The sequence below is a fragment of the Kribbella sp. NBC_00709 genome, assembly GCF_036226565.1.
In the GTDB taxonomy this organism is placed as follows: domain Bacteria; phylum Actinomycetota; class Actinomycetes; order Propionibacteriales; family Kribbellaceae; genus Kribbella.
Map to the genome: position 1 here is coordinate 3522699 of NZ_CP108996.1, position 14137 is coordinate 3536835.

Below are 14137 nucleotides of genomic sequence, written 5' to 3' on the forward strand. Positions count from 1 at the left end.
GTCTGACACCCACCGAAGTTCCTGCCCAAACGGGAATCGTTCCCCTTGTGGACAACCCGCACGATTCTGCAGGCTGCCCGAAAGGACGCTGACGCAGCGGAGCCGGGCACCTAGCCTGGCGGCAACACATCGGGGAGGGGACTGGAATGACGCAGACTGTGGGGGAACTGCGCACGGCCGTGAGCGGGTCCGTGTTCGCACCGGAGGACGACGGGTACGACGCGGCGCGCCGGCTGTGGAACGCCGAGCACGTCCGGGAGCCGGCGGTGATCGCCCAGATTCAGTCGGCCGAGGACGTCCAGGCTGCCGTTCGGTACGCGGTGGCGGAGGGACTGGAGATCGCCGTGCGCGGCGGTGGACACAGCATCGGCGGTCTGTCGTCGGTGGACGGCGGACTGATGATCGACCTGAGCCGGCTGAACCAGGTCACGGTCGATCCGGAGGCACGGCGCGCCCGCGTCGGCGGCGGTGCGCTGTTGCGGGATCTGGACGGCGCGACCCAGGAGCACGGTCTCGCCGTACCGGCCGGACTGATCGGTCACACCGGCGTCGGCGGGCTGACGCTCGGCGGCGGCATGGGCTGGCTGACCCGGATGCACGGGCTCACCATCGACAACCTGGAGTCGGTCCAGCTCGTCACCGCGGACGGCAGCATCCTGCGCGCCGCCGAGGACGAGTACCCCGACCTGTTCTGGGCCGTGCGTGGCGGTGGCGGCAACTTCGGCGTGGTCACCGAGTTCGAGTTCCGGCTGCACCAGGCCGGGCCGGTCGTGAACCTCGGCCTGGCGTTCTGGGGCCAGGACCAGGCCGCCGAGCTGCTCCGGGCGGCCCGGGACGTGATCCCGGCGCTGCCGCGCGAGGTCAACGTGGTGATCGCCGCCATCAACGCGCCGCCGGCGCCGTTCGTCCCGGCGGAGCACCACTTCAAGCCCGGCGTCGCTCTGGTGGCGGTCGGCTTCGGTTCGCCGGAGCAGCACGCCGAGGCGATGCAGCGGCTGCACGGGGCGCTGCCGCCGCTGTTCGAGCTGGTCACTCCGATGCCGTACGTCGCCGTACAGCAACTGCTCGACGAGGCGAACGGCCCGGGCATGTACCACTACGAGAAGGGCGCGTACCTCGAGACGCTGTCCGACGCTGCGATCGACGTCTACACCAGCCAGGTGGCGCAGAAGACGTCGCCGATGTCGGCCGCGATGATCTATCACCTCGACCACGGCTATCTCGAGGCCGCGGACGACGCCACCGCGTTCGGCGGGCAGCGGACCGAGCGCTATGCGATGTTCGTGATCGCGACCACGCCGGTCCTGGAAGCCCTGGAGCCGGAGCGTGCCTGGGTCCGGGGGTTCTGGGACGCCATCCAGCCGCACGCGGTCAACATCGGCAGCTACGTGAACGGTATGGCCGACGTGGACGAGGCGCGGATCCGGGCGGCGTACGGCGACAAGTTCGAGCGGCTGGTGGAACTGAAGCGGAAGTACGACCCGGACAACGTGTTCCACCGGAACCAGAACATCAACCCAGCGGCAGTTGGTAGCTGATGAACTTCTTGTGAGTGACGAAGCCGAGGCCCTCGTACAGTCCGAGGGCTCCGGTCGGGTTGTCGGCGTCGACGCCGAGCGCGACCCGCTGGTACCCGGCCTCTGCGGCCTTGGCGAGCACCTTCGCCAGGGCCGCTCGGGCCAGTCCGCGGCCACGGTAGGCCCGACGGGTGCCGACCTGGCCGATGTACAGCTCCCGGACCCCGGTCGCCTCGGTGTCGGCTTCCCACTCGTAGCCATTGGCGTACGCCGCGACGGTGTCGCCGTCCAGGACGTAGTACGACTGCTGGCCGCGGAACGCCCGTGATCCGACGTTCCGGGCCCGCCACGCCTCCGTGGTGGGCGGCGTCCAGCCCCAGTGGTCGGAGAAGGCCTCGAAGTGGGCCTGCCGCAACGCATCCTCGTAGGACGTGTCGTACGACCTGAGCTGGAGCCCGTCGGCCACCGGTGCAGCTGGGACCGGCTGGTCGAGCGGCCGGCGCATGTCGAAGAAGTAGCGCTCCTCCTCGAAGCCGAGACCGCGCAGCAACCGGTCCGCGCCTTCGTTGGTGCTGCTCGCGCCGACGCCGACCTGACCGGGGGACTCCGGGTGCTTGGCGGTGTGCAGTTCGCCGGCGCGCTGGATCAGCCAGCTCATCAGCGTCGTGCCCAGGCCCCGCCGGCGCCACTCCGGGTGAATGGTCCCCTCGACGTTGACCCGGTCCACGTCCACGACAGCGGACTTCACGTGGGCGATGCCGTAGCCCACCATCCGGTCGCCGGACCACAGGCCGATGGTGTCCCGGGGCAGGTCGAGGTGCGGGAGTTCCAGGTGCTCGGCGAGGTCCTCGGCGCTGTAGTTCTCACCGTCCTCGTCGACCTGCTCCTTGGCGGCGACCAGCTCCGCCCACGCCTCGACGTCGCCCTTGTCGATCGGACGCGTCTCGATCCCCTCCGGCCAATTCATGGCACGAAGGTACCGGGGTTCGCCCGGTGCGGGCACGTCAATTAGCCAACTGCTCGGCCAGCCAGCGCACCGCCATCGGGTAGCGGTACTCGATCCCGCCGTGGGTGCCTTCGAACAGCTCGAAGTGCATCCGCTCATCCGGCACACCGGCCTGCTGCGCGGCCCGGTGGAACGCGGTCGCGCCGAGATCGAGGTAGTACTCGTCCTGTCGGCCCGCGTCGATCCACACCGCGCGCAGCGAGCGCAGCGCGTCGGCGTACTGCGGCTCCTTCACCATCTCGACCGGGTCGCGGGACAGCCAGCGGGCCCAGACCTCCGGGACGACCGACCCTAGGTCGTCGAACGGCAGCAGGACGGTGCCGTCGGGCTCCGCCGAGTACGCCGACGCGTAGCCGTACATCTCGAGCAGGTGCAGGTCCTCGTTCGTCGTACGGCCGGTCCGGGTCGCGAGCGTCTCGAAGTACTTCTCGTAGCTGCTGTCGTACTTGTCCCGCAGCGTCCGCGCGCGCTCTGGGAACTCCGGCCGGTAGCACACGTCGAAGAGCGCGTCACCGGCGTGCGTCGCCAGCGCCCCGAACACGTCCGGCCGCAGCAACGGCGTCACCATCGCGGTGTAGCCGCCACTCGACTTGCCGGTGACGGCGCGGTGGTCGCGGTCGGCGACAGTCCGGTACGTGGCGTCGACCCACGGCACGATCTCGTCGCACAGGTACGACTGGTACTGCCCGGTCCCGGGCGAGTCGAGGCACTGGCTGCCGCCGTACTTCGTCCACGAGTCGACGAACACTACTACTGCCCGCGGCACGCTCTCGTCCGCGAACATCGCGTCCAGCAACTCCGGGTACGGCTGGCGGAACGGCGTCCGGTTGAACCACATCCCGACGTGACCGGTGTACCCCATCGTCACGTAGATGGACGGGTAGCGGTCCTCCGACTCGTCGTACCCCGGTGGCAGGTAGACCAGCACCGGGCGCTCGTGCGGATCGCCGAGCGGGTTGCCGCGCAGCAGTTCGCTCGTGAACGTCAGTTGGTCCAAGCGTCCGTTGAGTTCGGCCGACCACGGCAGCATCCGTACCTCCAGTGAGTCACATCGCGTCAGGGGCCTCGATACCGAGCAGGCCGAGTCCATCCTGCAACACGTTGCGGGTTGCGGAGCAGAGGGCGATCCGGCTTGCTCTGGTAGCGCCTTCACTGCCGAGAACCGGGCACTGCTCGTAGAAGGTCGAGAGGGCGGACGCGACGTCGTACAGATAGGTGCAGAGCCGGTGCGGCTGGAGCGTGTCGGCGACCTGGGTGACAGTGGCGGCGAAGCCGGTCAGCAGGAGCGCGAGCCGTTGCTCGGCCGGGTCCTTGAGCTCGGTGACCTCTGTCGACGCGCCGGCCTTGGAGAGGAGCCTGGTGAGCCGGGCGTGCGCGTACTGGAGGTACGGTCCGGTGTTGCCGGTCATCGCGACCATCCGGTCCAGATCGAACACGTAGTCGTTACCCCGGTCGCTCGACAGGTCGGCGTACTTGACGGCACCGATGCCCACTGCCCGTGCGGTCGCGGCCCGGTCGACACCCTCCCGGCCTTCCAGCAGTGAGTCAGCCCGGGCGACTGCGCTGTCGAGCAGATCAACCAGCTTCACCGTGCCGCCCGCCCTTGTTTTGAAGGGCTTTCCGTTCGGTCCGAGGACGGTGCCGAACGAGACGTGCTCCGCGGGCGTGGTCGCCGGCAACCAGCCGGCCGTCCGCGCCAAGGTGAAGATCATGTCGAAGTGCAGTGCCTGCCGATGGTCCACGACGTACACGATCCGGTCGGCGTGCAGGGTGCTCACCCGATGCCGTACTGCGGCCAGGTCCGTTGCGCTGTAGCCGAATCCACCGTCGGACTTCCGGACGATGACCGGAAGCGGACTGCCGTCCCGGCCCAGGAATCCGGGGAGGAAAGCGCACATCGCGCCATCGGACTCGGTCAGGAGACCCTTGTGGTCGAGCTCGGCGACGATCTGCGGCAGGTCGTCGTTGTAGGCGCTCTCGCCGACGACGTCCTCCCGTTCCAGCGCGGAGCCGAGCAGGGCATAGACCTTCTCGAAGTCGTCCAGGGAGACGTCGACCATGTGTTGCCAGCTCGCCAGCGTCTCCGGATCACCGGACTGCAGCTTGACGACCCGCAGCCTGGCCTTGTCGGCGAAGTTGCCATCGGCATCGAAGTGCTTCCGGCTGCGCTCGTACAGGTGCTGCAATCCCTCCAGATCAAGGGATTCCGCGGCCAGACCCTCCTCGAGCAGCTGCTCGATCATCATCCCGTACTGCGTGCCCCAGTCGCCGACGTGGTTCTGCCGGATCACGTCGTACCCGACGTACTTCAGCACCTTGCACAGCGCGTCGCCGATCACCGTCGACCGCAGATGGCCGACGTGCATCTGCTTCGCGACGTTCGGCTGGGAGTAGTCGACCACGACCCGTTGACCGTTGCTGGTAAAGGTTTCCGGCTCGTTGACGGCCTTGGCCAGTGTCTCCGGCAGCAGAGTCAGATTGATGAACCCCGGCCCGGCGATCTGCGGTCTCTCGCACAGGTCGTCGAGTTCCGCGGCCTCGACGAGACGTGCGGCGACCTCCCGCGGCGGCAGCTTGAGCGCATTGCCGATCCGCAGGGCCAGATTGCTCTGGTAGTGGCCGAACTCGGACTTGGTCGCCGCTCTCAGCTCCGGGTCGTACGGCGTGCCGAAGGCGGCTGCGGCGGCAGCGGACAGTCTGGTGGCAAGGACAGGCAGAACAGCGGACATGAGAGGTCCTTCAAAGGGAGACGCGACTGGAACAGGCTGGGGTGTTCAGACAGTGCGTCGTCGTCGCAGGCCGAAGCTCACGCGCAGGGCGTGGGAGGGCTTCAGGCTGATCGACATGTCAGCCATTATGCACGAAGTACGCCGACGGCGCCGGTGACCGGTCGGCCAACGGCACGATCGCCGGTACGTCGGTCTCGCCGAGGAACACCCGCCGTACGACGCGCTCGGCCGCCTGCCCGTCGTCGAACTCGCAGAACTTCTCGCGATAGAGGTGCCGGTGCTTGGCCGCTTCGGGAGTGGCGAACGTGCCGTTCCGCAACGCGGCGAACAGCTCGTCCGCCGACCGCGCCACCACTCCGGGCGGGAATTCGGTGACGTCGAAGTACGTCCCGCGCCGGTCGTTGTAGAAACCCTGGTCCTCGACGTGCAGCATGATCGGCCGGTCGAGGTTCGCGTAGTCGAAGGTGATCGACGAGTAGTCCGAGACCAGGACGTCGGCCGCCAGCATCAGGTCCTCGACCCGCGGGTGCCGGGACACGTCGAGGACCTTGCCGGAGTGCGATTCCGGTGCCGTCGACAACGAATAGTGCGTCCGCACCAGCACCCGGCCGCGCTCGCCGGCCGCGTCGGCCAGCTGGTCCGGGTCGAGCCGGAGGCCGGTCCCGCCGAGGTCCATCAGCCCGGTCGGCAGGCGGACCGAGTCGATCCCGTCGCGGAAGGTCGGCGCGTAGAGGATCACCAGGTGCGAGTCGTCGTACCCGAAGCCGGCGCGGATCGCCCGGACCTCGTCGAGGGTCGCGGTGAGCAGCCGGTCGTTGCGCGGGTAGCCGTACTCGAGCTCCTCGAAGTACGCCGGGTAGGTGCGCTCCCAGATCTCCGAGGAGTACCGGTTCGAGGACAGGTTGAAGTCCCAGCGGTCGACCTCGCGCATCAGTTCCTCGAGGTCCAGGCCCTCGCCGGCCTGCGGGAAGTTGCGCAGGTCGGTGCCCATTGTCTTCAGCGGCGTACCGTGCTGGGTCTGCAGGTGGACCTGACCCTCGCGCTTGTCCAGGTCCTTCGGCCAGTTCATGTTGCTGACGAAGTACTTCGCCTTGCTGAGCAGCTTCTGGTACGCCGGGGAGTCCGCGACGACGTACTCGACGCCCTCCGGGATCGCGCTCAGGTGATCGTTGTCGACCACCCAGACCCCGCGCAGGTGCGGCGCCAGCTCGGCCGCCTTCTCGTAGATCGCCCGCGGGTTGCAGGCGTACTGCTTGAACCAGTACGCCGTGTACGCGGCGAGGTTCGGGTCGAGCTTGGCGCGGCGGAGTATCTGGCCGACCCGCTTGCGCGGGCTGTGGACGTGCAACATCCGGGCGCTGAGCTTGAGCGTCGAGTAGGTCGCGTAGTCGTCGTGGATCAGCAGCCAGCGCTTGAAGCCGCGCGCGGTCCGGTCCGCGGTGTAGCCCTCGGGCTTCCAGCGCTTCGCGAACGCATGGGCCGCGTGGAAGAAGTCGGCCCGGTCGTCGGTGTCGATCCGCTCGGGCTTCGCGAGTACGGCGACGATGTGGTCCAGCGATCGGTCGAACGCGAACCGGCGCCAGCCGGCCAGCTCCGGGTCGGACTGGATGAACGCGTGCACCCGGTCGTACTGGTCGAAGATGTCCCACTGCTTGCGGCCGCTGGTGGCGTGGATGTTGCCGCCGGTCCGATGCTGCCGGTAGTGCACGACGATCCGGTCCAGGGTCGCGATCCGCTCGGCGGTCAGCATCGTCGAGTACGTCCACGGTGCGTCCTCGTAGAAGCCGGAGGTGAACGCGAACCCGTGCCGGGTGAGGAACGCCCGCCGGTATGCCTTGTTCCAGACCACCTCGAGGAAGGTCAGGAAGATCGGCCGCTCCGCCGCGGTGAACACCCCGGCGCCCTCCCGCGCGAACGCGTCGTGCCGCTGGCTGCCGACCGCCCGCCCGTCCCAGAAGATCCGCTCGTAGTCGAACATCACGATGTCCGGCTGGTTCGTGTCGTCGATCCGGGTGGCGATCGCCTCCAGCGAGCCCGGCAGCCAGACGTCGTCGGCGTCCAGGAACAGCACGTACTCGCCCCGGCACTCCTTCAGCCCGGCGTTCCGGGTCAGGCCGAGGCCGATGTTCTCGTCCAGGTGCAGCGCCCGGACCCGCGGGTCGGCGGCGGCGTACTCGTCCAGGATCCGGCCGGAGCCGTCCGGGTCCGCGTCGTCGACCCCGATCACCTCGAAGTCGGTGAACGACTGGCTCAGCACCGAGTCCAGGCACGGCCGCAGCCAGGCCCGCGAGGCATGGCAGGGGACCACAATGCTGAACCTGGGGACGGTGCCTAGCGCCATACGACGTCATCCTAGGCTGCAGGTATGAGTACTGACGTGTTCGAGCCACTGGCCGGGCTGGAGGGGGTCGGGTCGGCGGCGCGGGCGGCCCGGGACGCGGTCGACGTACTGCTCCGGGACCGGGGTCTGCGCCGGGTCGGCTCGGACATGACCGCCGAGGCCCTGCTCCGTGGCGCCCACGCGTCCGCCGCACTCGCCGGCAGTACGTCGACGCCGGACGAGGTACGCCGGGGCGCAGCCGACGGACTGGCCTCCGGCGCGGTCCGGCTGACCGGCGAGCTGATGGCGCTCGCGCCGCAGCTGGACAAGGCGCCGGTGCAGGTCTGGACCAGACTGCACCAGTTGGCTGCCGTGGACCTGGGGCCGGCGTCCGAGCTGGGCCACCTGCGGACCGCCGGTGAGCCGATCCCGGACGACATTCCCGGTCTGCCGCCGGCGCCCGCTGCGGACGAGATGTGGGAGCGGTTGAGCGCTCTCGCGCAGAACCTGACCCGCCCGACCAAGGCTCCCGGCCTGGTCGTGGCCGCGATCGTGCATGCCGAGCTCGCCGTGCTGCGGCCGTTCCCGACCGCCAACGGCCTCGTCGCCCGGGCCGCCGAACGCTGCCTATTGGTTGCCCGAGGCATCGACCCGGTCGCGGTCACGGTGCCGGAAGGCGGTCACTATGTGTTGCAAGCGTCGTATGTGAGCGGGCTGACCGACTACGCAGCGCGAGGACTGACCGGTGTTCGTGATTGGTTGCTGCGGTCCTGCGAGGTCGTGACAAAAGGTGCCGAGCTGTCGCCACTCGTGTCCTGACATGCGAACGGCGTTCTCGAGTGAGAACGCCGTCGCTGGCACAACCTCCTGGTTACCATGCGTGCACCGGTTTGCCGCCACAGGACTGGCCTGGGTCGCGCTGCCCGTTTGGGATGGGCTGGTCGCCGCGTGGGTGCCTGGTTGCCGTGCAATCTCTACCGGACCCGAAAGTCCTTTGTGCTTCCTTTGTACTCCTGAAACCCCTTCCTGTGAAGGGGATGCGGCGTCTTCATGGAGTTGAGAACAATGAAGCTATCTTCAGCTTTCAGACGATCCGGGACCGCCGGCGGGAGGCCAGCAACAGTGCGCCGGCGGCAACGGCCGCGAGCACGCCGGCGGCTACCGCGGGTCGTCGTACGACGTTGCGGTGCGGCTGTTGTGGCTCGGCGAACTCCAGCACCGGCCAGCCGCGCTCGACCGCGATCCGGCGCAACGCCTTGTCCGGGTTGACCGCGAACGGGTGCCCGACCGCGGCCAGCAACGGCTCGTCGGTGATCGAATCCGAGTAACCGTAGGAAGTCGCGAGGTCATAACCCTCGGCTGCGGCCAGGGCCTCGATCGCGGTCACCTTGTGCGGACCGTACGCATACTGGGCGATCTCGCCGGTGTACTTGCCGTCGGCAACGACCATCCGGGTGGCGATCACCTTGTCGGCGCCGAGCATCGTGCCGATCGGCTCGACCACCTCGACACCGGACGACGACACGATCACCACGTCCCGGCCGGCCGCGTGGTGCTGCGCGATCAGCTCGACGGCCTCGGTGTGGATCATCGGCCGGACGATGTGGTCCAGGGTGTCGGCGACGATCGCCTTGACCGTCGCGACGTCCCAGCCGGTGCACATCGCGGAGATGTACTCGCGCATCCGCTCCATCTGGTCGTGGTCGGCGCCACCGAGCAGGTAGACGAACTGGGCGTAGGCGCTGCGCAGCACGGTTCGGCGGTTGATCAGCCCGCCGGCGTAGAACGGCCGCGAGAACGCGAGGGTGCTGGAGCGCGCCAGAATGGTCTTGTCCAGATCGAAGAAAGCGGCCGAACGGCCCGTCCCAGGGTGCTCCATGGGACCGAGCATAGGAGCTGAGGAGAAACGCCGAGGGACCCGGGCTTTTGCCTGGGCCGGTATCCCGTTAGACTGGTGATCAGTGTGACAGTGACACTGGCTGAAAGTGCCCGTCCGGGTGCGATCAGCGCCGGGCGGCAGCAGATCAGTTGAAATCGAACTGAGATGTGTGAGGCCCGGATTTGGGGGGTACATACTTCCTGACAGTGGCAGACTGTCGCCTCCTGAACGGCCCCCGGCTCCTCCCCCCGAGCCCGTGGCCGAAGACGGCCCCCGGTCACCCCCCCGCCGGGGGCCGTCGCCTTTCTACCCTTCGCCAAGTACTGGTAAAGATTCTCGCTTTTCTGCGCGTGGGAGCGTTCTCATTTTATGTAGGGTCTTGACAATGTAATTGCTCGGTCACAGGTTGTAGAACATGAAACCGCCTGCGTACCGCCCCCAGGCAGCGGTCGTCATCAGCCTGCTCGCCGTACTCATGGCCTTCCTGGCCCCCGGCGCCGCGTCCGCGGCGACCAATCTCGTCACGAACGCCGGCTTCGAGTCCGGCTCCCTGTCCGGCTGGTCCTGTCCGGCCGGCGGCGTCACGACGTCGGCGCCGCACTCCGGCACGTACGCCCTCCAGGCGACTCCGAGCGGGAGTGACATCGCCCAGTGCTCACAGTCGATAGCGGTCCAGCCCAATACGGCGTACACGCTGTCGGCGTGGGTCAAGGGATCGAATGTCTACCTCGGCGTGGATGGCGGTCTCAGTACGTGGACAACCAGTTCCGGTTGGAGCCAGCTGACCGTGCCGTTCACCACGGGCGCTTCGGCGACGTCGGTGACGATCTACGTCCACAGTTGGTACGCGCTTCCGGCGTACCAGGCCGACGACGTCGTACTGGACGGCCCAGGTGGGACCCAGGACACGACGCCGCCGTCGACTCCCGGTGGTCTGGTGGTCGGCAGTCCGACCTCGAGCTCGCTGAAGCTGAACTGGTCCGCCGCGTCCGACGCGAACGGCATCGACCACTACGACGTGGTCCGTGGGACCGCCGCCGCACAGAGCGTCGGCAACGTCACGAGCTGGACTGCGACCGGACTCACCGCGTCGACGACGTACTCCTTCAAGGTGCGGGCGTGCGATCCGAGCGGCAACTGCTCGCCGTACGGCGCTGCGGTGTCGGGCACCACGTCGGAGGGTGGCACCAACCCGCCTGTCGGCAGCCTGCCCGCACATGTGCTCACCGGGTACTGGCAGAACTTCAACAACGGCGCGACCGTGCAGACGATCTCCGACGTACCTGCGGCGTACGACCTGATCGCCGTGGCGTTCGCGGACGCCGACGCATCGCGGCCGGGTGGCATCACGTTCAACCTGGACAGTGCAGGGCTGGGCGGTTACACGGTCGCGCAGTTCAAGGCCGACATCGCGGCGAAGCAGGCGGCCGGCAAGAAGGTCATCCTGTCCATCGGTGGTCAGAACGGCACCATCTCGGTGGCGGACCCGACAGCCGCGGCCAACTTCGCTTCCAGCGCGCTGTCGGTGCTGCGCGAGTACGGGTTCGACGGGATCGACATCGACCTGGAGAACGGCGTCAACTCGCAGTACATGGGTCAGGCATTGCGGAGCCTGCAGAGTCAGTTCGGCAGCGGGCTGGTGATCACCATGGCGCCGCAGACGATCGACATGCAGAGCACGTCGTTCGAGTACTTCAAGCTCGCGCTGGCGATCAAGGACATCCTGACCATCGTCAACGTGCAGTACTACAACTCCGGCTCGATGAACGGCTGCGACGGACAGGTGTACTCGCAGGGCTCGGTGGACTTCATCACCGCTCAGGCCTGCATCATGCTGCAGGGCGGGCTGCGTCCCGACCAGGTCGGTCTGGGACTGCCGGCGTCGTCGCAGGCGGCCGGTAGCGGGTACGTCTCGCCGACGGTCGTCAACAACGCGCTGGACTGTCTCACCAGGGGCACCGGCTGCGGCAACTACCGGCCGAGTTCCCCGTGGCCGTCGCTGCGTGGAGCGATGACCTGGTCGACCAACTGGGACGCGTCGAACGGCAACCAGTTCGCGAACCAGGTCGGCGGCCACGTGCACTCGCTGCCCTGATCATGCACAGCTATCGACCGGCTCCCGTGCTGGAGGCGCTCGGTGTCTGCTCGGAGGACGAGCAGCTCTACCGGGCGCTTCTGGCCCGCCCGGAGTCCACTGCCACTGACCTGACCGCGTTCGTCGACTGGCCCGCCAACCGGGTCGGCCGTCACCTCCGGTCCCTGCTGTCGCTCGGCCTGGCGTCGCGTACGCCAGGCCGACCGGCCCGCTACCTACCCGCAGTACCGGAGGCTGCGGTCGAGTTACTCGCGCTCCGGAAGCAGGCCGCGATCGTCGAGGCCCGGCTGGGTGCTTCGGTGCTGACCGCCGAGTTTCGGCAACCGGATGCGTTCACGGCCATCCGGGGCGCCGAGGCGATCGCGCAGCGGTTCTACCAGGCGCAGCAGTGCGCGCAGGACGAGGTACTCGTGCTCGACCGGATGCCGTACGCCGTGGAGCCTCGTCGGGCGCATGGTGTGACGTACCGGACGATCTACGACATGGCGTCGTTGTCGGAGCCTGGCGACCTGGTCGCAGCTCGATCGGCGGGCTGCTGCCGGATGTTGCGCGACGTCCCGCTCAAGCTGATCGTCGTCGACCGCCGGACTGCCCTGCTGCCGACTGCCTTGGATGTTGTCGTAGAGCTTGGGCCGTCAAGTCTCCTCGATGCCCTGCTCCGGCTCTTCGATCTCCTCTGGCAGCAGGCGAGTCCACTCACCCCGGCTGTCTCCGAGGGTCCGCTGTCGCCGGAGGACCGGCAGCTGCTGTCGCTGGCCGCAGCCGGTCTGACAGACCAAGCCATTGCTCGCCGTCTAGGAGTGGCTCAGCGAACCGTAGAACGCCGAATGCAACGCATCCTGAAGGCCCTCGACGCCACTACCCGCTTCCAGGCCGGACTGCGCGCCGGCCAACGCGGACTGCTCGTCTAGTCGGTGACGTCGGCCACCGTTGCGTTCAGAGCCTTGGCAAGCGCCTGGGCGTCCACGGTGATGCCGACGCCGTGGTCCCCACCGCCGATGGAGATCGTGCCGGTGATCCGCTCGTCTGCGATCACCGGCCAGGCGTGTGTGCTGCCGAGCGGTGTGATCGTGCCGCGGACGTAACCGGTGACGTCGAACGCGGTGTCCTTGTCCGGCATCGAGATCCGGTTCACGCCGAGCAGAGCCCGCAGCTTGGGCCATGCGATCTCGCGGTCGCCCGGCACCAGCACGAACCGGTAGTCGTCATCGGACAACCGCACCACGATCGTCTTGATCAGCCGTGCCGGCTCGATACCCCGCGCCGCCGCAGCCTCCTCCAACGAGTTCACCCGGCCGTGCCTGGTCACATCGTAGGTGAGCCCCAACTGGTCAGCCGCATCCGTCGCCTTCGTCACCCGGCTAGTTTGGCACCTTGCTGGGCACGTTCTTGAGCAAGATCGCCAGGATGAACGTCACGACGAACAGCGCGGCAGCCTCTCCTGCGACACCGATCCACCCGTAGCGGCTCCACGCCGTACCTGCGAGTCCTCCGAACACCGAGGACCCCAGGTAGAAGGAGAAGAGGTACATGCTCGACGCCTGCCCGGTCCCGACTCCACTCGCATGCGCTCGTGCCGGCACCCATCCACTGGCCACGCCGTGCACGGCGAAGAACCCCGCTGTCATGACAGCCAGCCCGAGCACGATGAGCGGCAGCGGAGCGGCCAGCGTGATCGCCACCCCGGCCAGCGTGATCAGGCACCCAACCGGGACCACGGTCCGCCTGCCGTAGCGGTCCGCGAGCGTTCCTGCCGTCGCTGAACCCGCCGACCCGAGCAGATAGACACAGAAGACCAGCCCCGCCGCTCCGGCACTCAGTTGGTACGGCGAGCCGGACAGCCGGAAGACCGCTCCGTTGTAGACGGCGACAAATGCCCCCACCGCCGTTGCGGCGATGCCATAGAGCGCGAGCAGCGCAGGATCACGGAGTACCCGGCTGTCCGGCCGCGCGGGGCTGGGGCGGAAGTTCCGCGACGCCGGGAGGAGCAGCCAGACGACCGCTGCGCACAGTACGCCGACCGCGGCGATCCCACCGGTCGCGAACCGCCAGCCGCCGAGGTCCGACAACCCGCCCGCGATGAGGCGTCCGGCCATCCCGCCAACCGCCGTACCAGCGATGTAGAGGCCGCTGGCTCGCGCGTGGCTGTCCTGGTGCACCTCCTCGCGCAGATAGGCCATCGCGACCGCCGGCAGGCCGGCCATCGCGACTCCCTGCAGACCTCGTAGTGCCAGCAGCGTGTGCCACGTCGGAGCGAACGCGCTGAGCAGCGCGAACGCGGTGGTCGCTGCGACCGACCAGCGCATCAGATTGGTCCGCCCGAGTACTTCAGACGCCGGACCGGCGACCAGGAGCGCGAGACCCAGGCCGAACGTGGCGAACGACACGCTGAACGCACTCTGGCTGGGGGAGACGTGGAAGGCGTCGACGAGCTCGGGCAGCAACGGCTGCGTGCTGTAGAGGAGAGCGAACGTGGCCAGTCCAGCCGCGAACAGCGCGACCGAGAGCTTGCGGTATTCCGGGTCTCCGGGCAGGTACCCGGTCTGGCGAGCGACGGACTGGTGCATGACTTCGACGGTCGCACGGCTTGT

The 14137-nt window shown here is 68.2% G+C and carries 11 protein-coding genes; 4 read left to right on the forward strand and 7 right to left on the reverse strand.

Translation table 11 applies throughout. The annotated features are described in order from the left end of the window. Window positions 1-146: 146 nt before the first annotated feature. Window positions 147-1538: an FAD-binding oxidoreductase gene (locus OHA18_RS17435; protein WP_329005159.1), complete on the forward strand. Its 1392-nt coding sequence runs from the start codon at window positions 147-149 to the stop codon at window positions 1536-1538. Here the strand turns inward: OHA18_RS17435 and OHA18_RS17440 are convergent. From OHA18_RS17440 to OHA18_RS17455, 4 genes are all read right to left on the reverse strand, one after another. Further along, window positions 1513-2484 (reverse strand): GNAT family N-acetyltransferase, encoded by a 972-nt coding sequence (locus OHA18_RS17440; RefSeq protein WP_329005160.1) that lies wholly within the window; start codon window positions 2482-2484, stop codon window positions 1513-1515. The two genes, OHA18_RS17435 and OHA18_RS17440, sit on opposite strands and share 26 nt — an antisense overlap. A 37-nt stretch (window positions 2485-2521) precedes the next feature. After that, window positions 2522-3553, reverse strand: coding sequence for an alpha/beta hydrolase-fold protein (locus OHA18_RS17445; protein ID WP_329005161.1), 1032 nt, complete (start codon window positions 3551-3553; stop codon window positions 2522-2524). Window positions 3554-3569: 16 nt separating this feature from the next. Further along, on the reverse strand, window positions 3570-5252 hold the full coding sequence (argS, locus tag OHA18_RS17450) for an arginine--tRNA ligase (protein ID WP_329005162.1): 1683 nt from the start codon (window positions 5250-5252) through the stop codon (window positions 3570-3572). A gap of 118 nt (window positions 5253-5370) precedes the next feature. Further along, window positions 5371-7593 (reverse strand): bifunctional glycosyltransferase/CDP-glycerol:glycerophosphate glycerophosphotransferase, encoded by a 2223-nt coding sequence (locus OHA18_RS17455; protein ID WP_329005163.1) that lies wholly within the window; start codon window positions 7591-7593, stop codon window positions 5371-5373. Between the two features lie 24 nt (window positions 7594-7617). On the opposite strand from OHA18_RS17455, the gene OHA18_RS17460 reads away from it, so the two are divergent. Beyond that, window positions 7618-8391, forward strand: coding sequence for a cell filamentation protein Fic (locus OHA18_RS17460; RefSeq protein ID WP_329005164.1), 774 nt, complete (start codon window positions 7618-7620; stop codon window positions 8389-8391). A 265-nt stretch (window positions 8392-8656) separates the two neighbouring features. Here OHA18_RS17460 and OHA18_RS17465 read toward each other — a convergent pair whose 3' ends face one another. Further along, a complete protein-coding gene (locus OHA18_RS17465) occupies window positions 8657-9463 on the reverse strand; it encodes an HAD family hydrolase (RefSeq protein ID WP_329005165.1) in 807 nt (268 codons plus the stop codon). Window positions 9464-9866: 403 nt separating this feature from the next. Between OHA18_RS17465 and OHA18_RS17470 the strand changes: the two genes are divergently transcribed. Together OHA18_RS17470 and OHA18_RS17475 are read left to right on the forward strand one after the other, a co-directional pair. Next, a complete protein-coding gene (locus OHA18_RS17470) occupies window positions 9867-11546 on the forward strand; it encodes a chitinase (RefSeq protein ID WP_329005166.1) in 1680 nt (559 codons plus the stop codon). Between the two features lie 2 nt (window positions 11547-11548). Continuing rightward, window positions 11549-12457: a helix-turn-helix domain-containing protein gene (locus OHA18_RS17475; RefSeq protein ID WP_329005167.1), complete on the forward strand. Its 909-nt coding sequence runs from the start codon at window positions 11549-11551 to the stop codon at window positions 12455-12457. On the opposite strand, the gene OHA18_RS17480 is transcribed toward OHA18_RS17475, so the two are convergent. Together OHA18_RS17480 and OHA18_RS17485 are read right to left on the reverse strand one after the other, a co-directional pair. Continuing rightward, window positions 12454-12903, reverse strand: coding sequence for an aminoacyl-tRNA deacylase (locus OHA18_RS17480; protein ID WP_329005168.1), 450 nt, complete (start codon window positions 12901-12903; stop codon window positions 12454-12456). The genes OHA18_RS17475 and OHA18_RS17480 overlap by 4 nt on opposite strands. A gap of 4 nt (window positions 12904-12907) precedes the next feature. Beyond that, window positions 12908-14113 carry an MFS transporter gene (locus OHA18_RS17485; RefSeq protein WP_329005169.1) on the reverse strand — a complete coding sequence of 402 codons (1206 nt, stop codon included), beginning with the start codon at window positions 14111-14113 and terminating at the stop codon, window positions 12908-12910. Window positions 14114-14137 lie beyond the last annotated feature (24 nt).

Coding starts and splice junctions, on each gene's coding strand:
- OHA18_RS17445 (WP_329005161.1), bottom strand. CDS start 3,553: ATGCTGCCGTGGTCGGCCGAACTCAACGGACGCTTGGACCAACTGACG.
- OHA18_RS17455 (WP_329005163.1), bottom strand. CDS start 7,593: ATGGCGCTAGGCACCGTCCCCAGGTTCAGCATTGTGGTCCCCTGCCAT.
- OHA18_RS17470 (WP_329005166.1), top strand. CDS start 9,867: ATGAAACCGCCTGCGTACCGCCCCCAGGCAGCGGTCGTCATCAGCCTG.
- OHA18_RS17465 (WP_329005165.1), bottom strand. CDS start 9,463: ATGCTCGGTCCCATGGAGCACCCTGGGACGGGCCGTTCGGCCGCTTTC.
- argS (WP_329005162.1), bottom strand. CDS start 5,252: ATGTCCGCTGTTCTGCCTGTCCTTGCCACCAGACTGTCCGCTGCCGCC.
- OHA18_RS17435 (WP_329005159.1), top strand. CDS start 147: ATGACGCAGACTGTGGGGGAACTGCGCACGGCCGTGAGCGGGTCCGTG.
- OHA18_RS17460 (WP_329005164.1), top strand. CDS start 7,618: ATGAGTACTGACGTGTTCGAGCCACTGGCCGGGCTGGAGGGGGTCGGG.
- OHA18_RS17485 (WP_329005169.1), bottom strand. CDS start 14,113: ATGCACCAGTCCGTCGCTCGCCAGACCGGGTACCTGCCCGGAGACCCG.
- OHA18_RS17440 (WP_329005160.1), bottom strand. CDS start 2,484: ATGAATTGGCCGGAGGGGATCGAGACGCGTCCGATCGACAAGGGCGAC.
- OHA18_RS17475 (WP_329005167.1), top strand. CDS start 11,549: ATGCACAGCTATCGACCGGCTCCCGTGCTGGAGGCGCTCGGTGTCTGC.